This is a genomic window from Streptomyces sp. F001 (genome assembly GCF_004187715.1).
GTDB classification, from domain to species: domain Bacteria; phylum Actinomycetota; class Actinomycetes; order Streptomycetales; family Streptomycetaceae; genus Streptomyces; species Streptomyces flavusporus.
Genome location: NZ_QZWF01000009.1, coordinates 156,846 through 180,056, shown reverse-complemented (window position 1 = coordinate 180,056; position 23,211 = coordinate 156,846). Strand labels below are relative to the sequence as shown.

Genomic DNA, 23,211 nt, shown 5'->3' with positions numbered 1-23,211 from the left:
GCGTGACCGGGTGGGTTGCTGCCGCTGACGAGTCGGGTCGCCGGTGACCGTGTAGTTGCTCCGTGACCACCTGGGCCGCCGCGTGACCGCGTGGGTCGCTCCGTGACCACATGGCCGCGCGAGACCCGGCCCGCGCGATGTGACGTGGGCCACGCGCCGTGGCCTGGGCCGCCCGGTGACCTGGGCCACGTGCCGTGACCGCCTGGCCCGCCCGTGATCCCCGGCTGTCGTACCCACCCCGTACGATCGAGGAATGAGCACGCGGATCGCCTTCCTCAAGGGGCATGGCACCGAGAACGACTTCGTGATCGTCCCGGACCCCGAGAACACCCTTGACCTGCCCCCGGCCGCCGTCGCCGCCCTGTGCGACCGTCGTGCGGGCATCGGCGGTGACGGGCTGCTGCACGTCGTGCGGTCCGCCGCACACCCCGAGGCCAGGGAGATGGCGGCCGAGGCCGAGTGGTTCATGGACTATCGCAACGGCGACGGATCCATCGCGGAGATGTGCGGCAACGGCGTGCGTGTGTTCGCGCGCTACCTCCAGCATGCCGGGCATGTGGCCGAAGGGAACATCACCGTCGCCACGCGTGGGGGCGTGAAGACCGTGCACCTCGCCAAGGACGGTGACATCACTGTCGGCATGGGCAAGGCGCTGCTCCCCGACGGGGACGTCACGGTGAGCGTGGGTGAGTGCAGCTGGCCCGCGCGGAACGTGAACATGGGCAACCCGCATGCGGTCGCCTTCGTCGAGGACCTCGCCCAGGCCGGCGACCTGTTCGCGCCGCCGCCGTTCAGCCCGGCCTCCGCCTACCCGGACGGGGTGAACGTCGAGTTCGTCGTCGACCGCGGCCCCCGGCACGTTGCGATGCGCGTGCACGAGCGCGGCGCCGGCGAGACCCGCTCCTGCGGCACGGGCGCATGCGCCGTCGCCGTGGCGACCGCCCGGCGGGACGGCGCCGACCCGGCCGTCACCGGGACTCCGGCGACGTACACCGTCGACGTCCTCGGCGGACGCCTCGTGATCACCGAACGGCCCGACGGCGAGATCGAGATGACCGGCCCCGCGATGATCGTCGCCGAGGGCGAGATCGACGGGGAGTGGCTCGCGGGCGCCGTCCGCTGAAAGGGCGGCCCTGGAGCGCGTGTTCGACGCCAGGTCCGCTCCAACTCACGTTGTCGGCAGCCGTAAACCTCCAAACCCTCGCTCGAATGGGTGATCCGTTTCACGCTCGGCGAGAGGCGGTCCATCGCGCGTGATGGGCTCGGTAGCATCAAGCACCGGCCCGGACGGGGGAGAAGACGCCGACCCCTGAGCCGTGTCCGCCATGGGGCACCCCGTTCGCCGGTCCACGCAGCCGGAGGTGCCCATGAGTGCGGAGGCCACGAACCCTGCGAGCCCAGGCGCGGTGACGGGCCCCGCGACAGGCCCGGTGGCGCCCGCGGCGCCGCGCCGCAGGTCGCTCCCCCGGATCGACCTGCGCCGACTGGGGCGCGCCGCGCTGCTCGGCTCCGCCACCCGCGACCGACTGCCCGACGCCATCAGCCACGTGGTCGACGCGCACCGCGCCCACCACCCCGACGCCGACCTGGAACCCCTGCGCCGCGCCTACGTGCTCGCGGAGTCCTCGCACCGCGGCCAGATGCGCAAGAGCGGCGAGCCGTACATCACGCATCCGCTCGCCGTCACCCTGATCCTCGCCGAACTCGGTGCGGAAACCACCACATTGACCGCCTCTCTCCTCCACGACACCGTCGAGGACACCGAGGTGACCCTCGACCAGGTCGGCGAGCAGTTCGGCGAGGAGGTCCGCTATCTCGTCGACGGCGTCACGAAGTTGGAGAAGGTCGACTACGGGGCGGCCGCCGAGCCCGAGACCTTCCGCAAGATGCTCGTCGCCACCGGCAACGACGTCCGCGTGATGTCGATCAAACTCGCCGACCGGCTGCACAACATGCGCACGCTCGGTGTGATGCGCCCCGAGAAACAGGCCCGGATCGCGAAGGTCACCCGGGACGTTCTCATCCCGCTCGCCGAACGGCTCGGTGTCCAGGCGCTCAAGACCGAACTCGAGGACCTGGTGTTCGCCATCCTCCACCCCGAGGAGTACGAACACACACGGGAGTTGATCGTCGAGAACGCGGCGCGCCCCGACGACCCCCTCGCCGAGATCGCCGACGAGATGCGCAGCGTGCTGCGCGAGGCCGGCATCCAGGCCGAAGTCCTCATCCGGCCCCGGCACTTCGTCTCCCTGCATCGCATTTCCCGCAAGCGCGGCCGACTGCGCGGCACCGACTTCGGCCGCATCCTGGTCCTGGTGAACGAGGACGCCGACTGCTACGGCGTCCTGGGCGAACTGCACACCTGTATGACGCCCGTCGTATCGGAGTTCAAGGACTTCATCGCCGTACCGAAGTTCAACCTGTACCAGTCGCTGCACACCGCAGTCGCCCTTCCCCGGGCCCGACCGGACTCGCCCGGGGGCACCGCCATGGATCGCCAGGTCGTCGAGGTCCTCATCCGCACCCACCAGATGCACAAGGTCGCCGAGGCCGGTGTCGTGGCGCTCGGCAATCCCTACGCTCCTCCCTCGGAGGAGCAGTCCCCGGCCGACGGCGAGCGCGTCGACCCCACCCGGCCCGGCTGGCTCTCCCGCCTCCTCGACTGGCAGCAGTCCGCGCCCGACCCCGACACCTTCTGGTCCACCCTGCGCGAGGACCTCGCCCAGGACCGCGAGATCACCGTCTTCCGCCCCGACGGTGGCACCCTCGGCCTGCCCGAGGGTGCCACCTGCGTGGACGCCGCATACGCGCAGTACGGCGAGGACGCGCACGCATGCATCGGCGCCCGGGTCAACGGCCGCCTGGCGACGCTGAGCACAGTCCTGAAGGACGGCGACACCGTCCAGCTCCTCATGGGCCAGGACCCCGCCTCCGAGCCCTCCCGGGAGTGGCTGGAGCACGCGCACACGCCCGCCGCCCGCATCGCCATCCAGCGCTGGATCGCGACCCATCCGGCGCCCGCGCCGGCGGACGCCGAGACGCCGACCCGGACACACCCCGTCGCCGAAGCCGCCCCCAGGCGTGCTGCCGATGGTCCCGCACCGCGCACCGCAGCCGACGCCGTCGTCGTCGACCGGCCCGGCGCGAGCGTGCGGCTCGCCGGCTGCTGTACGCCCGTACCGCCCGACGAGGTCACCGCGTTCGTCGTGCGCGGGGGAGTGGTGACCGTGCACCGCGTCGGGTGCGCCGCGGTGGCCCGGATGAAGAGTGCGGGGCGCGCCGAGGTCGGCGTGCGCTGGGGCGACACCGCCGAGTGCCGCGTCACCCTCGTCGCCGAATCGTTCGGCCGACCCCATCTCCTCGCCGACCTCACCGAGGCCATCGCCCTCGAGGGCGCCGAGATCGTCTCGGCCACCGTCGAACCCCCCAGCCAGCAGCGCGTACGCCACACGTACACGCTCCTGCTCGCGGACGCGGCCCAGCTGCCCTCCCTCATGCGCGCGATGCGCAATGTGCCGGGGGTGTACGAGGTGAGCCGGGCGCAGCACCACGCGCCGACGTGGTGAGGCTCGCGGGGCCTGCACGGCGTGAGCTGCCGCGCCCGGCCCGGCTCCGAGCCGGCTCCGAGGCCCCTTGAGTCATGTACAGAGCCCGTTCGGGTGGGCCCCGGCGCGCGTCGTGGCCGTGCGGTACAGGCGTGCTGGTAGCCGTGGGGTCCATGCTGCTCACCACCCCTGACAGGGCTTCCCTGTCCGGCGCCGCCGCGCCCCGACCTCGCACCAGATCCTCCAAGGCCACCCGAGGTGTCAAGGCGGCGCTGCTCGCCTCCGCCGTGTCCGTGTGCCTCGTCGCCGCGAGCACCCCGCCGACCCCGCTGGGCGTCGGCGACCGTCTCTTCCCGCACCTGGGGAACCCGGGGTACGACGTGGCCTCGTACGACCTCTCCCTCACCTACTCCGGCACCAATGCCAAGCCCCTCCAGGCGGTCACCACGATCGACGCCTGGACCACCGCCCCGCTGGAGCGCGTCAACCTCGACTTCGCCCGCGGTGCGGTCCGCTCGGTCGAGATCGACGGTGAGCAGGCCACGTACGCGGCGGCCGGCGAGGACCTCGTGGTCACGCCGGACAAGCCGCTGCCCAGGGGGCAGTGGATGCGGATCACGGTCCGGCACACCAGCGACCCCGTGCCGGTCGGCGGCCGGGAGGGAGGCTGGATTCGCACGGCCGACGGACTCGTCATGGCCAACCAGGCCGACGCCGCCCACCTGGTGTTCCCGAGCAATGACCACCCCTCCGACAAGGCACTGTTCACCATCCGGGTCACCGCGCCCAAGGACTTCACGGCCGTCGCCAACGGCCTGCCGACCAGCGTGGAACGGGCCGGTGCCGCGACCAGATGGACGTACCGGACCCAGCACCCCATGGCCACCGAACTCGCTCAGGTCTCCATCGGCCGCTCCACGGTGCTGCATCGCAAGGGCCCGCACGGACTGCCCCTCCGGGACGTCGTGCCCACCGCGCACAAGGCGTCCCTCGAACCGTGGCTGAAGAAGACCCCCGACCAGATCGCCTGGATGGAGAGCAAGGTCGGCCGCTACCCCTTCGAGACGTACGGAGTCCTCGCGGCCGACGCCTCCACCGGCTTCGAACTCGAGACGCAGACGCTCTCTCTCTTCGAGAGAGAGCTCTTCACCGACCCGGCCTTCCCCAAGTGGTACGTCGAGTCGATCATGGTCCATGAACTGGCCCACCAGTGGTTCGGCAACAGCGTCGGTCCGCGCACCTGGTCCGAGCTGTGGCTCAACGAGGGGCACGCGACCTGGTACGAGGCGCTCTACACGGAGGAGAAGACGGGCAAGTCCCTGGAGGCGCGGATGCGGGCGGCGTACGGCGCCTCCGACCGCTGGCGCGCGTCCGGCGGCCCGCCCGCCGCCCCGAAGGCGCCCGAACCCGGCAGCCGGCTGGGCATCTTCCGGCCGATCGTCTACGACGGAGCCGCCCTGGTCCTCTACGCCCTCCGCCAGGAGATCGGACGCCCCGCCTTCGAGCGCCTGGAACGAGCCTGGGTCAGCCGCCACAAGGACAGCACGGCGACCACCGCCGACTTCGTGGCCCTCGCCTCCCGCACCGCCGGACGCGACCTGAGCGGCTTCTTCCAGAAGTGGCTCTACGGCAAGAAGACCCCGCCGATGCCAGGTCACCCGGACTGGAAGCAGACTGCGGCCCCGAAGGCGGCCCCCTCGGCCCCGAAGGCGGCCCGCACGGCCGGGAAATAAGACGGTGACGAGACGGGGCGTGCCGTGCGACCATCGTCAGGTCGGCGGCACGGTCCACCACCTCACGCCACGGGCACGGGTCACGGGAATCTCCCGGGGTACTCATGCGTTGTGGAGAGTGACGGACCGACTCCGAAGCCTCTGCTTCCGCCCCGTCGCCGCACAAGGATTCCGCATCGACGTAAGGACCCAATGACCTCCTCTTCTTCCTTTTCCCAGGACACCAAGCGCCTCGCGCACGACTACCCCGAAGGTCTTCGGGCCGATGCCCTGATGGAAGAGGACGTCGCCTGGAGCCACGAGATCGACGGAGAGCGGGACGGCGATCAGTTCGACCGCTCCGAGCGCGCGGCTCTGCGACGCGTCGTGGGCCTCTCCACCGAGCTCGAGGACGTCACCGAGGTCGAGTACCGCCAGCTCCGTCTGGAGCGCGTTGTGCTCGTCGGCGTCTGGACCTCGGGGACCGTGCAGGACGCGGAGAACTCCCTCGCGGAGCTCGCCGCCCTCGCGGAGACGGCGGGGGCGCTCGTGCTCGACGGCGTGGTCCAGCGCCGCGACAAGCCCGACGCGGCGACCTACATCGGTTCCGGCAAGGCCGAGGAGCTGCGCGACATCGTGCTCGAAACCGGCGCGGACACCGTCATCTGTGACGGTGAGCTCAGCCCGGGCCAGCTGATCCACCTCGAGGACGTCGTCAAGGTCAAGGTCATCGACCGTACGGCACTGATCCTGGACATCTTTGCCCAGCACGCCAAGTCCCGAGAGGGCAAGGCGCAGGTCGCGCTCGCGCAGATGCAGTACATGCTGCCGAGGCTCCGCGGCTGGGGTCAGTCCCTGTCCCGGCAGATGGGCGGCGGCAAGGGCGGCGGTCTCGCCACCCGTGGCCCCGGTGAGACCAAGATCGAGACGGACCGGCGCCGGATCCGCGAGAAGATGGCGAAGATGCGCCGGGAGATCGCGGAGATGAAGACCGGCCGCGAGATCAAGCGCCAGGAGCGCAAGCGCCACAAGGTGCCCTCGGTCGCTATCGCGGGCTACACCAACGCAGGCAAGTCCTCGCTGCTCAACCGCCTCACCGGGGCCGGCGTCCTGGTCGAGAACGCCCTGTTCGCGACCCTGGACCCGACCGTCCGCCGGGCCGAGACGCCGAGCGGTCGGCTGTACACGCTGGCCGACACGGTCGGTTTTGTACGGCACCTGCCGCACCACCTGGTCGAGGCGTTCCGTTCCACGATGGAGGAGGTCGGTGAGTCCGACCTGATCCTGCATGTGGTGGATGGTTCGCACCCGACTCCGGAAGAGCAGCTGGCGGCCGTGCGCGAGGTGATCAGGGATGTCGGCGCCACCGACGTACCCGAGATCGTCGTGATCAACAAGGCCGACGCGGCCGATCCGCTGACGCTCCAGCGGCTGCGAAGCGTTCCATCGCCGTCTCGGCCCGCACCGGTCTGGGCATTGCCGAGCTGCTCGCGCTGATCGACAACGAGCTGCCGCGGCCGTCCGTCGAGATCGAGGCGCTGGTGCCGTACACGCACGGCAAGCTCGTCGCCCGTGCACACGACGAGGGCGAGGTGCTCTCCGAGGAGCACACCCCGGAGGGCACCCTGCTCAAGGTGCGGGTGCACGAGGAACTGGCAGCCGAGCTCGCGCCGTACGTTCCGGCGCCGACCGCCTGAGCCGGTGTAGCGCCGGCGGACTGAAACGGATGGGCCCGCCCCTGGTGTGAGGGGCGGGCCTTTCCCATGGGCGCGTCATCGACCGCCGTAGGTCTCGCTCATGTTCTCGTACAGCGACTGCGCGTCCTGCCCCAACTGCGGGCCGGCGAGCCAGGTGTTGTCGGCCGGGCCGATCGACGTGTTGGAGACCAGCTTGGTCTCGCCGTCCACGACCCGGAACCAGCCGCCGCCGGACGAGCCGCCCGTCATGGTGCAGCCGATGCGGTACATCGTCGGCAGGGACGGGCTGAGCGAGAACCGGCCCGGCTCGTCGATGCACTTGAACATCTTCAGACCGTTGTACGGCTCAGCCGCCGGGTAGCCCCAGGCGCCCATCTCCCTGGCCTCGGCCGCGGACGGGGCGGAGAAGTCCACGTCCAGTGCCGCGCCGACCGTCTCCTCCAGGGACTTGGCGCCCTGCTCCGGCTGCACGTGCAGCACGGAGTAGTCGTACGCCGCGCCCGCTCCGCCGGTCTCCGAGCCGCCCTCGATCCAGCCGTTCGATGTGGATGCCCAGTCCGCCCACCAGTTGCCGTACGGGGCGATCTCCGTGGCGTTCGCGCTGCCCAGTTCGGCCTCGGACTTGCCGAGGTCGTTGTAGGCCGGGACAAACACGATGTTGCGGTACCAGCCGCCGCTCTGTCCTGCGTGCACGCAGTGGCCGGCCGTCCAGACGAGGTTGGACTTGCCCGGATGGTTCACGTCCTTGATGACCGTGCCGGAGCAGACGCTGGGGCCTTCCGGCGAGTCGAAGAAGACCTTGCCGACCGGTGCCGCGTTCTGGTGGTACGGCGTCTTCTCGGCCGTGGCCTCCACGGGCGCGGGCTCGGGGTCGCTGACGCCCTGGCCGGCTGACGCGTCCTTCGTGGAGACCGTCTTGTCGGCCTCCTCGGCGGACTGCATCCGCTCGGGCTTCCAGAGGCCCTCGATCACCGGGTTGACGAAGTCCTTGGCCTCACTGAGCCACTTGTCCTTGTCCCAGTCCTGCCAGCCGCCGTCCTTCCAGTCGTCGACATCGATGCCGTGCTCCTTGAGCTGGTCGGCGATGTCGGACGGGATTCGGACCCCGCCGTCGGCGTTGCCGCCCGCCTGGGAAGCGGTGGCGCCGGGCTCACCGCCCGCCGTGTCCTCCCCTGAGCCGCCGCAGGCGGTCGCGGTGAGCGCCAGGGCGGCGACCAGGCCGCCGGCGGCGAGGAACGTGCGACGCCGACCGCGCCGTGAAGAGGCGGGCGTATGTGTGAAACGCATGGTGTGATGACCCCCGTCGAAACGTGCGTGTGTCATGTTCTTGTCATGCCGACGGGGATCTTCCTCGTCGGCAACACCCCACTATGCCCGTGAGGTTGAGGGTGAACGGCGGTGGGGCGGTGAAGGTTTCCCGTGCGCTGTCCCACCGCCGCCCGCGTTACGAGGCCGTCACCGGCCCGCGAACTTCCCGCTGACCGCGTCGAACACGCCCTTGGCCTCCTCGCCCAGCCGCGGTCCCGCAAGCCAGCCCGAACTCACCGGACCGATCGAGGTGTTAGACACCAGTGCGGGCTTGCCGTCCGATCCGGTTGCGACCCAGCCACCGCCGGACGAGCCGCCGGTCATCGTGCAGCCGATGCGGTACATCGTCGGGTCCGACGCGTTGATCGACAGGCGTCCCGGCTTGTCCTGGCACTGGTACAGCGTCTGGCCGTCGTACGGCGCCGCCGCCGGGTAGCCCGTCGCGGTCATGCTGTCCACACCCGGTACGGCCGGGGCTGCGAAATCCACCGGAAGGGCTGAACCCACCGTCTCCTCCAGGGACTTGCCGCCGCTGCCCTCCTCCGGCGTCACATGAAGGACGGCGAAGTCGTACGCGGCTCCGTCCCCGCCCGTCGCACCGCCCTGCTCGATCCACTGGTCCGAGGTCTGCACCCAGTCGGCCCACCAGACACCGTACGGAGCGACCTCCTCCTTGGTGGCGCTCTGCAGCTCCGCGGCCGACATGGCCGCATCGTTGTACGACGGCACGAACGCGATGTTGCGGTACCAGCCGCCCTTCTTGCCGGCGTGCACGCAGTGACCCGCCGTCCACACCAGATTCGACTTGCCCGGGTTGGCCGGGTCCTCGACGACCGTCGCCGAGCAGACCATCGTGCCTTCGGGCGCGTCGAAGAGCAGCTTCCCCGCCTCGGGCGCGTTGTCGTGGTACTTGGCCGGCACGGCCTCCGCCTCGACCGGCGCCGGCGTCGGGTCGGTCACGCCCTGGTCACCGGAGAGTTCGCCCTCGTCGACGCCCTGGTCCGGCTCCTCGGCCTCGCGCATCCGGTCCGGGTTCCACAGGTCCTCGATGATCGGGTTGATGAAGTCCTCGGCCTCGCGCAGCCAGTCGTCCTTGTCCCAGTTCTTCCAGGCGCCGTTCTGCCACTTGTCGAGGTCGATCCCGTGTTCCCTGAGCTGGTCCTTGATGTCGTCCGGGATCGTGATCCCGCCATCGCCTTCCGCCGTCGCCGAGGCCGACGCCTCACCGTCCGCCGCGGGGTCGCCCGACTCGCAGGCGGTGGCCGTGAGCGCGAGCATTGAGGCCAGGGCAACGGCGGCCAGTGCGGGGGAGGTTCCGCGGCGCGTGCTCCCCTCCCGGCGAGCGGTGAACGACGGCCGTATGGATCGCATGGTGTTACTCCCCCTGGTGGTGAAACGAATCCGTGCTGCGGCCACGACCCCGGACCGAACTCACGCCGAGCTCAGACCGATCTCACGGCTCTCTGGGAATGGCACCCCACACTATGCGCTCGCAGTGGGGGACTTCCGACGGAACGGCAACGGTTTTGCTACGGGCTGGCTGAACTGGCAACTCGTCCGGAATGCTGCCGATTTGACGTCCTCCCGTGACCGGCGGGGAGTTGCTCCCCTACGGTTTCGGGGCGGTCGGCGAGCTGCCGGGGCTGGGCACTGCCATGACGAGGGCCAAGCGGGCCGCCGGGTCGGTCCACCAGTGGCGGACGGTGAAGCCGCCCGCCTTGAGTTCGGTGGTGAGAGTGTCGCGGCGGAACTTGCACGACAGTTCGGTGCGCAGGACCGCACCCTCAGCGAGGTCGAGGGTGAGATCGAGGTCGGGGATCTCGCGACCTGATCCGCCGGACCGGCCTTTGCCCTCGTGGGAGGCGCCGCGCCCGTCCCGACCCGGTGGCCGACCCTGACTTCAGCATGTCGCTGCACGAGGCCGTCGCTGAAGCCGTCGACGCCGGCGTGCGCGAACCGGCGATGGCGCAGGCCCTGGAGATGTACGAGCGTCGCGGCTCGGCAGCGTCCGGACTAGTAGATTGTCGCTGCTAAGTATGGCTCTGATTGGTGGAGTTGACGGTCGGGCAGTCTCCCCTCGCCGCTTCACTTCGGCCGGGCGGGGGTGCCATGTCGTCACAGAAGAAGTATCCGGTTGCCTTGAGTGCTGAGGATCGTCAGGCGTTGGTGCGGGTGACCACGACGGGGGTCCGCAGCGCGTCGATGATCAGGCGGGCTCGGGTGCTGCTCGCGTTGGACAGGTCGGTCGGCGAGGTCGATCCGCGGGCGGTGATCGCGGCACGGGTCGGGGTCTCGTGCGAGTCGGTCCGCCTGATCTCGAAGCGGTACGCGGAGACCGGCGGCGATGTGTGGGCCACGGTCGGCCGGAAGGAACGCGCATGCCCGCCGGTGCCCTCCCCGGTGACCGGCGAGGTCGAAGCCCGGCTGATCGCGCTGGCCTGCTCGACGCCGCCCAAGGGACATGCCCGGTGGTCGCTGCGCCTGCTGGAGAAGCACGTCGCGCTGATCGAGGACATCCCGAACCTGGACCACTCCACGATCGGCCGGGTGTTAAAAAAACGAACTGCGTCCTCACCTGAAGAAGTGCTGGACCATCCCCCTCCGCGAATGCGGCCTTCGCCGCGGCGATGGAAGACGTCCTGGCGGTTTACCGCCGCCCCTGCGACCCGGCGCGCCCGGTGTGTGCAGGACGAGAAGCCGTACCAGCTGCTCGGCCACGTCCGCGATCCGCTTCCCCCGCGGCCGGCCGTGACCGCGCGAGGACAACGAGTACGTCCGCTCGGGGACCTGCTCGATCTCTGCTGGGTTGAACCGCTGCGCGGATGGCGACGCGGATCCAGCCCCGCCGGACCAAGGTCGACTGGGCGCGCCAGGTCGAACACCTGCTGACCGTGGACTATCCCGACGCCGCCACGGTCGTGCTGGTGATGGACAACCTCAACACCCACACCATCGCCTCGCTCTATGAGGCGTTCGACCCGGGGAAAGCCTTCGCGCTGGCACAGCGCCTGGAGATCCACCACACCCCCAAACACGGATCCTGGCTCAACATCGCCGAGATCGAGCTCTCCGCGCTCACCCGCCAGTGCCTGGACCGCCGCATCGACGACCTCGCCGTGCTCAACGCCGAACTCGCCGCCTGGCAGCAGCAGACCAACAGCGACCAGCGCCAAGTCGACTGGCACTTCACCACCGACGACGCCCGCGTGAAACTGCGCCACCTCTACCCAACCGCACAGCAAAACTAAGTTGCGACAATCTACTAGGTTCAGTCGGGCCGGCACTTCAGCTGTTCCTTCGCCGGCCGAGCCGCCTGAGCTGTGGCCTGCCCAGGTGAAGGATCTTGAAGCAACCCGTAACCCGGTGGCGGGGCCGCGGTTGGTAGCGGTGGGAAGGGGGAGCGGGGTTGGTCCAGGGCGCCTCGGGGCGATGCCGTCTGGTCCTCGAGGGTGCGTCCCGGTTCTGGGTGGGACGGACAGGGCCGGTGCGCTGTCGGGCATGGGACTGGTCGGGCCGGTGGCTGTTCGACGGGCGCCGGGGACCGTTCGCGCTGGGCGAGGCGGGAGCGGGCTCAGGAAAGCGAAGGGGGCGTTCGAGGGCCGGATGAGGAGAACGCGAGACCAACTCGTCGCCCTACCGCGGGAGGACAGGGAGTCATGGTCGTGACCGAGGGAACCCTGCGCCGTCAGCCGGCGTGCGAGTCGGCAGCGCGGACCTGTCCCGAGCACAGCGAGGTGACGCCCGGCGTGATGATCCTGCCCGAGGCCATCGGCGGCAGCCTGCCGCTGGCCGTGGTGGCCTGCCGCGACGACCTCGCGGGCCGCCAACCCGGCACTCACACCGGCCCGTTCCGCGGCAACCAGTCGGCGATGGCCGCAGGCATGGCAACCCTCGCCCATGTCCGCGGGCACCGGCTCGTCGAACGAGCAGCCACACTCCGGTCCCGCATGCTGTCCCAACTCCGCGGAATTACCGAGGAGTTCCTCTCTATCCGTGAGGTACGCGGCGGGGGTCTGATGATCGGCCTCGAACTGGTGACCTCGGCGGCCTCCGATGCGGCGGCTTCCACAAGCCCGGGCCCCACCCACGACCCACGCCAAGCCGCCCCCGAACTGGCCGCCGCTGTCCAGCGGGAGTGCATCTGCCGGGGCCTCATCGTCGGCCTCGGCGGCCGTCGGATGAGCGTCGTACGGCTGCTCCCTCCTTTGACCATCAGCGACGAGCAGGCGTCCGCCGTACTCGAGCGCCTGTCCGACACCCTCACGGCGGCGTCCCGCGGTAGCACCCGTCAATACCTGGGCGATCCGACGCCCCACGCGCACCACCCGTTCCACAGCCACCCCGATCACGCCGAGCAGGCTCGGTAACGCCGATGCAGCTGTGCACGACGCCGATGCACCTGCGTACCCACGCACGCCCGCGCCCCAGCACCGCCTGCTCCTCCCACACGAACCAGATCGACCTCGCGAGGAACCGACGTGACCACCGCACCCACACCTGACGGCCGCCTTCGCACCCCCGCGCGGCGCGGGACGCAGACCCCGGCTGTGCCGACGAGCCCAAGTCTCCCTGGACAGCACGGCGGTGCTCGGGAAACCCAGCAGCAGCACGACCACACCACCGACCTTCTGGACCACCCCGACGCTGACACCGCGGCCCAGGCGGCGTCGGTGGAGAACCTGCTGCGCTGCTGGGTGCGCGAAACCGGCCTCGCAGCTCCCGACCATGACACCCTCCGTATCCCCTTGCCTGCCAGCGGCACCGTTCTGCTCGTCCCGGTGCACTACTGGTCACCCACGGGCTGGCACCGCTTCGGTCTGCCGTATCTCGCTGACGCACACCAATCGGCCCCGCCTCTCGATGCGGTCACCGTCGCAGCCCTGCTGGCCCGGGAGTCGATCGGGGGCCGGCCCTCGAAGCGCACATCCCCGGGGACCGGCACGCCCGCCGCACCACCCGCTTCCATCGCCACAACCATCTCCCCACTTCGCACTCCCGTTTTCGCCCCCACACCCACCGAGGGCACCGATCTCGTCGCACGCGTCGCCGACTCCGTCCGCCGCGTCGTCACCTTCATCAGCGATCGCCGACAGGCCCCAGCCGACAGGCCCGACCTCTTCCTGGCAGCCGAACAGGCACTCCTGCTCGGACATCCCCTGCACCCGACCCCGAAGAGCCGCGAAGGCCTCACCGAAGCCGAAGCACGGCTGTACTCACCCGAGTTGCGCGGCTCCTTCCCCCTGCACTGGATCGCTGCCGCTCCGTCCGTACTCGCTGGCGACTCGGCCTGGACCGAGCGCGGCCGTCCGGTTTCCGCTCCCCAGCTCACGACCCGCCTTGCCGGAGCCGGCCTGCCACTGCCCGACGGCTATGCCGCCCTGCCGCTGCATCCCTGGCAGATGCGCGAGATCCGGCACCGCCACGACATCGCGGCCCTGCTCGACGCGGGACTGCTCCGGGACCTGGGGATACACGGTTCCCCTTGGCACGCCACCTCCTCTGTCCGAACCGTCTACCAGTCACACGCCCCAGCCATGCTCAAGCTGTCCGTGGGACTACGCATCACCAACTCCCGCCGCGAGAACCTACGCAAGGAACTCCACCGGGGTGTCGAGGTCCACCGCCTGCTGCGCAGCGGCCTGTCCCAGCAGTGGCGGGCCGCACATCCGTGCTTCGACATCGTCCGCGATCCGGCCTGGCTCGCCGTCGACGCACCGGACGGCAGTCCCGTGCACGGGCTCGACGTGATGATCCGGCACAACCCGGTCACCCCGTCGGACGACGTCTCCTGCGTCGCTGGACTCGTCGCACCTCGGCCGCACGTCCAGCCAGATTGCGCCGGCCATCCGCAGTGCGCCACGCCGCCGATGCGGTCCCGACTGGCCGACCTCGTCATGCGGATCGCAGCCCGGACCGGCCGGTCGCGTGGAGCGGTAGCAGCCGAGTGGTTCCTGCGCTACCTCGAACAGGTCGCCCGTCCCGTGCTGTGGATGGACGGCGAGGCGGGGATCGCCCTCGAAGCCCACCAGCAGAACACGCTGCTCGTGCTGGACGGCGACGGGTGGCCGGCGGGCGGCCGTTACCGCGACAACCAGGGCTACTACTTCCGTGAGTCCTGGCGTGCCGAGCTGGAGGCCCGGCTGCCGGGCATCGGAGAGCGCAGCGACACCTTCGTGTCGGACGAGACCACCGACGAGCGCTTCGCGTACTACCTGGCGATCAACAACGTGCTCGGCCTCATCGGTGCGTTCGGATCACAGCGACTCGCTGACGAAACCCTGCTTCTTGCCGCCTTCCGGCGCTTCCTCGAAAGCGCTGCTTTCGGCCCCGACCGGCTGCGCTCCTCACTTCCCGCCCGGCTTCTCGACTCATCCGTCCTGCGCTGCAAGGCCAACCTGCTGACCCGGCTGCACGGCCTCGACGAACTCGTTGGCCCGGTGGACACCCAGTCCGTCTACGTCACCATCGCCAACCCCCTGCGTTCCTGACATTCATGCCTGGCCACCGATGCGCCCGTGCCCGACCACGGTCAGCTCTGATCACTGCCACTCCCTTCATCCACGAGGAAGACGCCCCGCATCCTGAGAGGAGCCTCCCGTGCCTCCGACCGACGCGAGCGCCGACGCTGGTGCCGTCCCCGTCCCGTCCCCGTCCCCGTCCCCGACCGGGACCCCGGCGCCGACGCGAGCACCGGCAAACCTGCGGACGCGGATGGTGAGGACACTTTGGACCTCAACCTCCCTGCAGAGCTCATCTCGCTCCTCGCCAACGAGAGGGCCGACGCAGACAGGGGCGATGCCCGAGGGATGGCACGGCACACAGCAGTCACCACTGCTCTCCGCGACGATCTGCTCGACCACGTGGGCGATTGGGGACCCACCGACACACCCGCGGGTGTTTTCCAGCTCGTCCCCGTGCGGGTCGAACGGGATCTGCCGCTCATCGGCCGCTGGATGAACGACCCCGCCGTAGCCGCGTTCTGGGAGCTGGCCGGGCCTCCGAACGTGACCGAGGATCATATGCGTTCCCAATTGGCCGGCGACGGACGCAGCGTCCCATGTCTCGGTGTGCTGGACGGCACGCCGATGAGCTACTGGGAGATCTACCGGGCGGACCTCGACTCGCTCGCCCGTTACTACCCCGCCCGGCCTCATGACACCGGTATCCACCTCCTGATCGGTGATGTCGCCGACCGTGGGCAGGGCATCGGCCGCATGCTGCTCAGAGCAGTCGCCGACCTCGTTCTCGTCAAACGGCCCGCCTGCGCACGTGTCGTCGCGGAACCCGACATTCGCAACACTCCCTCCGTGGCTGCCTTCCTCAGCGCCGGTTTCCGGTTCGCCGCCGAGGTGGACCTGCCTGCCAAACGGGCCGCTCTCATGGTTCGAGACCGGTCTCTGCGTGATCTGCTGTAGCACTGTGCGATGGCGTCATCACTTTTGGTACACCGCCCGCCGCGATTCGGTTCCCACTCGGTCCGAACTCGTTCGAGCCCAGATGGAAGTCCCCGTGTCTCCCAACCGAGGCCCGCACACCGATCCCAAAGCGACCTCGGGTCCAACCGGCCGGCCCTGGATGTCGCACCCAACCGAACCCCAACCGAACCCAGCCGCACCCAACCGATCCGAATCGATCCGAACCGATCCCAGCCCGGAAACCCAACCCATTGACCCCACCAGTCACCCCCGCCGCGATCACCCGTTTGTCAGTCCCGGGCCGTAGGGTGAACGAGCTATGACGAAGCCCTCACTCCCCGAACTCCTGCATGCCGCCGTCACAGCCGTCGGCGGGACGGAGCGCCCCGGCCAGGTGACCATGGCCGAAGCCGTCGCGGAGGCGATCGACGACGGTTCCCATCTGCTGATCCAGGCCGGCACCGGTACCGGCAAGTCGCTGGGCTATCTCGTGCCTGCGCTCGCGCACGGGGAGCGGGTGGTGGTGGCGACCGCAACCATCGCGCTGCAGCGCCAACTGGTGCAGCGGGACCTGCCGCGCACGGTGGAGGCGCTGCACCCGCTGCTGCGCCGCCGCCCGGAGTTCGCGATGCTGAAGGGCAGGTCGAACTACCTCTGCCTGCACCGCCTTCACGAGGGCGTCCCGCAGGACGAGGAGGAGGGCCTCTTCGACCAGTTCGAGGCGGCAGCGCCCACCAGCAAGCTGGGTCAGGATCTGCTGAGGCTGCGCGACTGGTCCGACGAGACCGAGACCGGTGACCGTGACGACCTCACACCTGGTGTCTCCGACCGCGCCTGGGCCCAGGTGTCTGTCTCGTCGCGGGAGTGTCTGGGTGCCTCGAAGTGCGCGTACGGCGCCGAGTGCTTCGCCGAGATGGCCCGCGAGCGCGCCAAGCTCTCCGATGTCGTCGTCACCAACCACGCTCTGCTCGCCATCGACGCCATCGAGGGCGCCCCGGTCCTTCCGCAGCACGAGGTGCTGATCGTGGACGAGGCGCACGAGCTGGTCTCGCGGGTCACCGGCGCCGCCACGGGTGACCTCACCCCGGGCCAGGTCAACCGCGCGGTGCGGCGCGCCGCGAAGCTCGTCAACGAGAAGGCCGCCGACCAGTTGCAGACCGCCGCCGAAGGCTTCGAGCGGTTGATGGAGCTTGCCCTGCCCGGCCGCCTGGAAGAGATCCCGGAGGATCTCGGATACGCGCTGACGGCGCTGCGCGACGCCTGTCGTACGGTCATTTCCGCCATCGGCGCGACCCGCGACAAGTCCGTGCAGGACGAGGACGCCGTCCGCAAGCAGGCGCTGGCTGCGGTGGAGACGGTGCACGATGTGGCGGAGCGCATTACGCACGGCTCGGAGTGGGACGTCGTCTGGTACGAGCGCCACGACCGCTTCGGCGCCTCTCTGCGCGTCGCCCCCATGTCCGTCTCGGGCCTGCTGCGCGAGAAGCTCTTCACGGACCGCTCCGTCGTCCTCACCTCGGCGACCCTGAAGCTGGGCGGCGACTTCAACGGTGTCGGCGCCTCCCTGGGACTCGCCCCCGAGGGCACCGAGGGCGAAGACCTCCCACAATGGAAGGGGGTCGACGTCGGTTCGCCCTTCGACTATCCCAAACAGGGCATCCTGTACGTCGCCAAGCACCTCTCCCGCCCCGCGCGAGACGGTGACCGGGCGGACATGCTCAATGAGCTGACGGAGCTCATCCAGGCAGCCGGCGGGCGCACCCTCGGTCTGTTCTCGTCGATGAGGGCCGCTCAGCTGGCCGCCGAGGAACTGCGTTCCCGCCTCCCCGAGTTCCCGATCCTCCTTCAGGGCGAGGAGACCCTGGGCGAGCTGATCAAGAACTTCGCGGCCGATCCGAAGACGTGTCTTTTCGGCACGCTGTCGCTCTGGCAGGGCGTGGACGTCCCCGGCTCCAGCTGTCAGCTGGTCGTCATGGACAAGATCCCGTTCCCGCGGCCGGACGACCCGCTGATGAGTGCCCGCCAGAAGGCGGTGGAGGACGCAGGCGGCAACGGCTTCATGGCAGTGGCGGCCACACACGCGGCGCTGCTCATGGCCCAGGGCGCCGGTCGCCTCGTACGAGCGTCGGGAGACCGTGGTGTGGTCGCCGTGCTCGACCAGCGTTTGGCCACGGCCCGCTACGGGAGCTATCTGAAGGCGTCACTGCCCGACTTCTGGTACACGACGGACCATAAGCAGGTCCGGAAGTCGCTGGCCGCGATCGACGCGGCGGCGAAGCAGGCGGAAGTGACGTGACGAGTGATGGCGGGTTGGTCGGCCTCCTCGCGCGAGGAGGCCGACCAACCCGCCATCCCAAATTCATCCGACCCGCCAGCCAAGTCCATCCGGCGACTGGGCCCGCACAGCACAGGACCCCGGAACCGGCGCAGGGGTCCCGGGGCCCGGTCAGGGGAGGGCGGTCGTGACATGGCCGCCCTTGGCCGGCGTCACACCCGCCGCAGCACCGCGACCACCTTGCCCAGAATGGTCGCGTCGTCGCCGGGGATCGGCTCGTACGCGGAGTTGTGCGGGAGGAGCCAGACGTGGCCGTCCTCGCGCTTGAAGCGCTTGACGGTGGCCTCGCCGTCGAGCATCGCGGCCACGATGTCACCGTTCTCGGCGACCGGCTGGCGGCGCACCGTGACCCAGTCGCCGTCGCAGATCGCGGCCTCGATCATGGAGTCACCGACAACTTTAAGAACGAACAGTTCGCCGTCGCCGACGAGCTGCCGAGGAAGGGGAAAAACATCCTCGACCGATTCCTCGGCGAGAATCGGCCCACCGGCGGCGATGCGGCCGACCAGCGGGACGTATGACGCGGCGGGCTTGCCCGCGGTGTCGGTGGGCTGCACGGAGGCGGCCTGGTCTGAGCCGCGGACCTCGTACGCGCGCGGGCGGTGCGGGTCGCGGCGCAGGAAGCCCTTGCGCTCCAGTGCCATCAGTTGGTGTGCGACGGAGGACGTGCTGGACAGGCCGACCGCCTGGCCGATCTCCCGCATCGACGGCGGGTAGCCGCGCCGCTGCACGGAGTCCCTGATGACCTCGATCACCCGACGCTGCCGGTCAGTGAGCCCCGAGCTGTCCGCCCGGATGCCTGGAGGTCGGCCCGGCAGGGAGCGCTTGGGCCCCTCGGGATTCGTGGCTTCGTTCATCGCATGCACCGGCTCGAGTCGGCCCTGGGAGCGGTCCTGGGCAGTGATGGTGGCACTGTCTGCGGTGGTGGTCACGTCGGCCCCTCTCGATGGTCTCCCTGCAGCACAACGGTAGTTGCTTTCGAAAGGTTGCGCCAAACACACGTTCGAGTGAAAAAATGCGAATCGCCGGACGCGATCAGATGCCTGGGTGTATGGCTAACGCGGTGCCCTGCGGACAAAAGCATCCATTGTTGTACTCTTCACCGCCGGGTGGTGCCCTCGTGGGGTGTGGTCCAGTCTGCCATTCAGTGCCCCGTCAACCGGGTACCGGCCCCCGTCTGCGCGGGAGTCCCACGGCTTCTCCCTGTGGCGCCCACCGTATCTCCCCACGGGCTGCCGCGATACGTCTGCGCGGCTCTGCGTCCGGCGTGGCGCACGCGCGCGTGGCGCGTGATGACGACACGCGCGACAGGGGTCGATGTAAGAGCCAATCCCCACATCTAGTGGTTGGATAGCAGCAGTGGCCCAGAAGTTGTGGTCCCCCCGGTCTTCGAGCCTCTGTCGATCGCCTATGCTTGTGATCGCTTCGAGGGGCCCGAGGGCCTATTGAGGCTATTGAGTCTGCTGTGAGGAGGGTTGGGAGTTCATGCACTGCCCCTTCTGCAGGCACCCCGACAGCCGTGTCGTCGACAGTCGTACGACCGACGACGGCACGTCGATCCGCCGGCGCCGCCAGTGCCCTGACTGCTCCCGTCGTTTCACGACCGTGGAGACGTGCTCGCTCATGGTGGTCAAGCGGTCCGGAGTCACCGAGCCTTTCAGTCGTACCAAGGTCATCAATGGCGTGCGCAAGGCATGCCAGGGACGGCCTGTCACCGAGGACGCACTCGCCCAGCTTGGCCAGCGGGTCGAGGAGGCGGTGCGTGCCACCGGGAGCGCCGAGCTGACCACCCATGACGTGGGGTTGGCCATACTCGGCCCACTGCAGGAGCTCGACCTTGTCGCCTACCTGCGATTCGCGTCTGTCTACCGGGCGTTCGAGTCGCTGGAGGACTTCGAGGCGGCGATCGCGGAACTCAGGGAAAAGCCGGAACACCCCGCCGCGGACGACGAAGACGGCGGCCAGGGGAGCCAGGAAGACGATCGCGGGCCCGGGGGGACTGCTCAGGTCCCCGAGCCCGCAGCCGCCGCCGACTGATCGACGGGGCCGGTCCCGGACATGGCTCCGGATCCGGCCGGTCGGCGGCGATGAAGGCCTGTTGCGGGCGGCAGCGCGAGGACCCGCAACACAAGACAGAACACCGTGCCACGGGAACATCGTGGCACTTCAGGGCGTTTTAGCCCGTACAGGGAGGCGGCATGACAGAGACGGCGAGCGGTCCGGCACGGAGTTCCCGCGCCAAGGGCACCAAGGCGACCAAGGGACTGCGTATCGAGCGCATCCACACCACCCCCGGCGTACACCCGTACGACGAGGTGGCCTGGGAGCGCCGTGACGTCGTCATGACCAACTGGCGCGACGGCTCGGTCAACTTCGAGCAGCGTGGCGTCGAGTTCCCCGACTTCTGGTCGGTGAACGCGGTCAACATCGTCACCAGCAAGTACTTCCGCGGTGCCGTCGGCACCCCGCAGCGCGAGACCAGCCTCAAGCAGCTGATCGACCGCATCGTGAAGACGTACCGGAAGGCCGGCGAGGACTACAAGTACTTCGCCTCGCCCGCCGACGCCGAGATCTTCGAGCACGAGCTGGCGTACGCGCTCCTGCACCAGATCTTCAGCTTCAACAGCCCCGTGTGGTTCAACGTCGGCACGCCCCAGCCGCAGCAGGTCTCGGCCTGCTTCATCCTGTCCGTCGATGACTCCATGGAGTCGATCCTCGACTGGTACAAGGAAGAGGGCATGATCTTCAAGGGCGGCTCCGGTGCCGGCCTGAACCTCTCCCGCATCCGCTCCTCCAAGGAACTGCTCTCCTCTGGCGGCAACGCCTCCGGCCCGGTCTCCTTCATGCGCGGTGCCGACGCCTCTGCAGGAACGATCAAGTCCGGTGGCGCCACCCGCCGGGCCGCCAAGATGGTCATCCTTGACGTCGACCACCCCGACATCGAGGACTTCATCGAGACCAAGGTCAAGGAAGAGGAGAAGATCCGCGCCCTGCGCGACGCGGGCTTCGACATGGACCTCGGTGGCGACGACATCACGTCCGTCCAGTACCAGAACGCCAACAACTCGGTCCGAGTGAACGACGAGTTCATGAAGGCGGTCGAGCAGGGTGGCAAGTTCGGCCTCCGCGCGCGGATGACCGGCGAGGTCATCGAGGAGGTCGACGCCAAGTCCCTGTTCCGCAAGATGGCCGAAGCCGCCTGGGCCTGTGCCGACCCGGGCATCCAGTACGACGACACCATCAACCACTGGCACACCTGCCCGGAGTCCGGCCGTATCAACGGCTCGAACCCCTGCAGCGAGTACATGCACCTGGACAACACGTCCTGCAACCTCGCCTCGCTGAACCTGATGAAGTTCCTCAAGGACGACGACAAGGGCAACCAGTCCTTCGAGGTCGAGCGCTTCGCCAAGGTTGTCGAGCTCGTCATCACGGCGATGGACATCTCCATCTGCTTCGCGGACTTCCCGACCCGGAAGATCGGCGAGAACACGCGCGCGTTCCGCCAGCTCGGCATCGGCTACGCCAACCTCGGCGCCATGCTGATGGCGACCGGCCACGCCTACGACTCCGACGGCGGCCGCGCCCTGGCCGGTGCCGTCACGTCCCTCATGACCGGTACGGCCTACCGTCGCTCCGCCGAGCTCGCCGCGGTCGTCGGCCCGTACGACGGCTACGCCCGCAACGCGTCCGCCCACAACCGCGTCATGAAGCAGCACGCCGACGCCAACGCCGAGGCCGTCCGCATGGACGACCTGGATACGCCGGTCTGGGCCGCCGCCACGGAGGCCTGGCAGGACGTGCTGCGCCTCGGTGAGAAGAACGGTTTCCGAAACGCCCAGGCGTCCGTGATCGCTCCGACCGGCACCATCGGCCTGGCGATGTCCTGCGACACCACCGGCCTCGAGCCCGACCTCGCCCTGGTCAAGTTCAAGAAGCTGGTCGGCGGCGGCTCGATGCAGATCGTCAACGGCACCGTCCCGCAGGCCCTGCGCCGCCTGGGCTACCAGGAGGAGCAGATCGAGGCGATCGTCGCCCACATCGCCGAGCACGGCAACGTGATCGACGCCCCCGGCCTCAAGCCCGAGCACTACGAGGTGTTCGACTGCGCCATGGGCGAGCGGGCCATTTCCCCGATGGGCCACGTCCGCATGATGGCCGCGATCCAGCCGTGGATCTCCGGAGCCCTGTCCAAGACGGTCAACATGCCGGAGTCGGCGACCGTCGAGGAGGTCGAGGAGATCTACTTCGAGGCCTGGAAGATGGGCATCAAGGCCCTGGCGATCTACCGCGACAACTGCAAGGTCGGCCAGCCGCTCTCCGCCAAGACCAAGGAGAAGGAGAAGGCCGAGATCACGGAGAAGGCCGAGGCCACGATCCGTGAGACGGTCGAGAAGGTCGTCGAGTACCGCCCGGTCCGCAAGCGCCTCCCCAAGGGTCGCCCTGGTATCACCACGTCCTTCACGGTCGGCGGCGCCGAGGGCTACATGACCGCCAACTCCTACCCGGACGACGGTCTCGGCGAGGTCTTCCTGAAGATGTCCAAGCAGGGATCGACCCTCGCAGGCATGATGGACGCCTTCTCCATTGCCGTCTCGGTGGGCCTGCAGTACGGCGTGCCGCTGGAGACCTACGTCTCGAAGTTCACGAACATGCGCTTCGAGCCGGCTGGTATGACGGACGACCCGGACGTGCGGATGGCCCAGTCGATCGTCGACTACATCTTCCGCCGCCTGGCGCTCGACTTCCTGCCCTTCGAGACGCGTTCCGCGCTCGGCATCCACTCCGCCGAGGAGCGCCAGCGCCACCTGGAGACCGGTTCGTACGAGCCGCTGGAGGAGGACGTCGACGTAGAGGGCCTGGCCCAGTCGGCGCCGCGCGCCCAGGAGCTCAAAGCCGTCGTCACGCCGAAGGCCGACATCGAGGCGGCCAAGCCGGCTCCGAAGCAGGCCCACACAAGCGCCGAACTGGTGGAGATGCAGCTGGGCATTCAGGCCGACGCCCCGCTGTGCTTCTCCTGCGGTACGAAGATGCAGCGGGCCGGCTCCTGCTACATCTGCGAGGGCTGCGGCTCGACCAGCGGCTGCAGCTGAAGTCTCAGCGGAATCGCGTGGGTTGCAGCACTCGATGTAATGCCTGTGCGTTGTTGATCAGCGCCTGGTGAGTCTGGTGAAGGGGACCAATCACTGGTTGGTCCCC

The 23,211-nt window shown here is 69.2% G+C and carries 16 protein-coding genes and 2 pseudogenes; 14 read left to right on the top strand and 4 right to left on the bottom strand.

The window, feature by feature from the left end:
• Positions 1–253 precede the first annotated feature (253 nt).
• The 4 genes and pseudogenes from dapF (at position 254) to hflX (ending at position 6,954) form a co-directional block, all read left to right on the top strand.
• Complete coding sequence (dapF, locus tag StrepF001_RS28590) at positions 254–1,123, top strand: diaminopimelate epimerase (protein WP_129801088.1); 870 nt, start codon at positions 254–256, stop codon at positions 1,121–1,123.
• Between the two features lie 244 nt (positions 1,124–1,367).
• Positions 1,368–3,566: an HD domain-containing protein gene (locus StrepF001_RS28585; RefSeq protein ID WP_129801087.1), complete on the top strand. Its 2,199-nt coding sequence runs from the start codon at positions 1,368–1,370 to the stop codon at positions 3,564–3,566.
• A gap of 152 nt (positions 3,567–3,718) precedes the next feature.
• Positions 3,719–5,278: a M1 family metallopeptidase gene (locus tag StrepF001_RS28580; protein ID WP_129801168.1), complete on the top strand. Its 1,560-nt coding sequence runs from the start codon at positions 3,719–3,721 to the stop codon at positions 5,276–5,278.
• Between the two features lie 192 nt (positions 5,279–5,470).
• A pseudogene (gene hflX / locus StrepF001_RS28575) lies at positions 5,471–6,954 on the top strand (GTPase HflX).
• A gap of 75 nt (positions 6,955–7,029) precedes the next feature.
• On the opposite strand, the gene StrepF001_RS28570 reads toward hflX, so the two are convergent.
• The 3 genes from StrepF001_RS28570 to StrepF001_RS28560 all read right to left on the bottom strand — a co-directional run bounded on the left by StrepF001_RS28570 (position 7,030) and on the right by StrepF001_RS28560 (position 10,024).
• Positions 7,030–8,241 carry a hypothetical protein gene (locus StrepF001_RS28570; protein WP_129801086.1) on the bottom strand — a complete coding sequence of 404 codons (1,212 nt, stop codon included), beginning with the start codon at positions 8,239–8,241 and terminating at the stop codon, positions 7,030–7,032.
• 168 nt (positions 8,242–8,409) lie between these two features.
• Positions 8,410–9,633 carry a hypothetical protein gene (locus StrepF001_RS28565; RefSeq protein ID WP_129801085.1) on the bottom strand — a complete coding sequence of 408 codons (1,224 nt, stop codon included), beginning with the start codon at positions 9,631–9,633 and terminating at the stop codon, positions 8,410–8,412.
• A 238-nt stretch (positions 9,634–9,871) separates the two neighbouring features.
• On the bottom strand, positions 9,872–10,024 hold the full coding sequence (locus StrepF001_RS28560) for an L-histidine N(alpha)-methyltransferase (RefSeq protein WP_240797725.1): 153 nt from the start codon (positions 10,022–10,024) through the stop codon (positions 9,872–9,874).
• Between StrepF001_RS28560 and StrepF001_RS48390 the strand changes: the two genes are divergently transcribed.
• The 8 genes and pseudogenes from StrepF001_RS48390 to StrepF001_RS28535 all read left to right on the top strand — a co-directional run bounded on the left by StrepF001_RS48390 (position 9,956) and on the right by StrepF001_RS28535 (position 17,973).
• A complete protein-coding gene (locus tag StrepF001_RS48390) occupies positions 9,956–10,093 on the top strand; it encodes a hypothetical protein (RefSeq protein WP_240797714.1) in 138 nt (45 codons plus the stop codon). The two genes, StrepF001_RS28560 and StrepF001_RS48390, sit on opposite strands and share 69 nt — an antisense overlap.
• A gap of 74 nt (positions 10,094–10,167) precedes the next feature.
• A complete protein-coding gene (locus StrepF001_RS49625) occupies positions 10,168–10,296 on the top strand; it encodes a hypothetical protein (RefSeq protein WP_276322845.1) in 129 nt (42 codons plus the stop codon).
• Positions 10,297–10,371: 75 nt separating this feature from the next.
• The gene (locus StrepF001_RS28555; RefSeq protein WP_206306966.1) at positions 10,372–11,151 is read left to right on the top strand and encodes a helix-turn-helix domain-containing protein; all 780 of its coding nucleotides are present in this window, start codon (positions 10,372–10,374) and stop codon (positions 11,149–11,151) included.
• The gene (locus StrepF001_RS46540) at positions 11,085–11,510 is read left to right on the top strand and encodes a transposase (protein WP_206306965.1); all 426 of its coding nucleotides are present in this window, start codon (positions 11,085–11,087) and stop codon (positions 11,508–11,510) included. Before StrepF001_RS28555 ends, StrepF001_RS46540 begins: the two co-directional genes overlap by 67 nt.
• Before the next feature lie 474 nt (positions 11,511–11,984).
• Positions 11,985–12,629: pseudogene (locus tag StrepF001_RS28550) on the top strand (aminotransferase class III-fold pyridoxal phosphate-dependent enzyme); the annotation flags it as partial.
• 111 nt (positions 12,630–12,740) lie between these two features.
• A complete protein-coding gene (locus tag StrepF001_RS28545) occupies positions 12,741–14,750 on the top strand; it encodes an IucA/IucC family protein (RefSeq protein WP_129801083.1) in 2,010 nt (669 codons plus the stop codon).
• Positions 14,751–14,987: 237 nt separating this feature from the next.
• On the top strand, positions 14,988–15,677 hold the full coding sequence (locus StrepF001_RS28540) for a GNAT family N-acetyltransferase (protein WP_240797713.1): 690 nt from the start codon (positions 14,988–14,990) through the stop codon (positions 15,675–15,677).
• A 319-nt stretch (positions 15,678–15,996) separates the two neighbouring features.
• Positions 15,997–17,973, top strand: a complete 1,977-nt coding sequence (locus StrepF001_RS28535; RefSeq protein ID WP_129801081.1) for an ATP-dependent DNA helicase — start codon at positions 15,997–15,999, stop codon at positions 17,971–17,973.
• A gap of 191 nt (positions 17,974–18,164) precedes the next feature.
• On the opposite strand, the gene lexA is transcribed toward StrepF001_RS28535, so the two are convergent.
• Positions 18,165–18,944 carry a transcriptional repressor LexA gene (gene lexA, locus StrepF001_RS28530; RefSeq protein WP_129801080.1) on the bottom strand — a complete coding sequence of 260 codons (780 nt, stop codon included), beginning with the start codon at positions 18,942–18,944 and terminating at the stop codon, positions 18,165–18,167.
• 553 nt (positions 18,945–19,497) lie between these two features.
• Between lexA and nrdR the strand changes: the two genes are divergently transcribed.
• Positions 19,498–20,049, top strand: a complete 552-nt coding sequence (gene nrdR / locus StrepF001_RS28525; protein ID WP_129801079.1) for a transcriptional regulator NrdR — start codon at positions 19,498–19,500, stop codon at positions 20,047–20,049.
• A 161-nt stretch (positions 20,050–20,210) separates the two neighbouring features.
• On the top strand, positions 20,211–23,105 hold the full coding sequence (locus StrepF001_RS28520) for a vitamin B12-dependent ribonucleotide reductase (RefSeq protein WP_129801078.1): 2,895 nt from the start codon (positions 20,211–20,213) through the stop codon (positions 23,103–23,105).
• Positions 23,106–23,211: the final 106 nt, after the last annotated feature.

Bases quoted from the DNA above. Each gene is read 5' to 3' on its own strand.
- dapF (WP_129801088.1), top strand. From the start codon at position 254: ATGAGCACGCGGATCGCCTTCCTCAAGGGGCATGGCACCGAGAACGAC.
- StrepF001_RS28585 (WP_129801087.1), top strand. From the start codon at position 1,368: ATGAGTGCGGAGGCCACGAACCCTGCGAGCCCAGGCGCGGTGACGGGC.
- StrepF001_RS28580 (WP_129801168.1), top strand. From the start codon at position 3,719: ATGCTGCTCACCACCCCTGACAGGGCTTCCCTGTCCGGCGCCGCCGCG.
- StrepF001_RS28570 (WP_129801086.1), bottom strand. From the start codon at position 8,241: ATGCGTTTCACACATACGCCCGCCTCTTCACGGCGCGGTCGGCGTCGC.
- StrepF001_RS28565 (WP_129801085.1), bottom strand. From the start codon at position 9,633: ATGCGATCCATACGGCCGTCGTTCACCGCTCGCCGGGAGGGGAGCACG.
- StrepF001_RS49625 (WP_276322845.1), top strand. From the start codon at position 10,168: ATGTCGCTGCACGAGGCCGTCGCTGAAGCCGTCGACGCCGGCGTGCGC.
- StrepF001_RS28555 (WP_206306966.1), top strand. From the start codon at position 10,372: ATGTCGTCACAGAAGAAGTATCCGGTTGCCTTGAGTGCTGAGGATCGT.
- StrepF001_RS46540 (WP_206306965.1), top strand. From the start codon at position 11,085: ATGGCGACGCGGATCCAGCCCCGCCGGACCAAGGTCGACTGGGCGCGC.
- StrepF001_RS28535 (WP_129801081.1), top strand. From the start codon at position 15,997: ATGACGAAGCCCTCACTCCCCGAACTCCTGCATGCCGCCGTCACAGCC.
- nrdR (WP_129801079.1), top strand. From the start codon at position 19,498: ATGCACTGCCCCTTCTGCAGGCACCCCGACAGCCGTGTCGTCGACAGT.
- StrepF001_RS28520 (WP_129801078.1), top strand. From the start codon at position 20,211: ATGACAGAGACGGCGAGCGGTCCGGCACGGAGTTCCCGCGCCAAGGGC.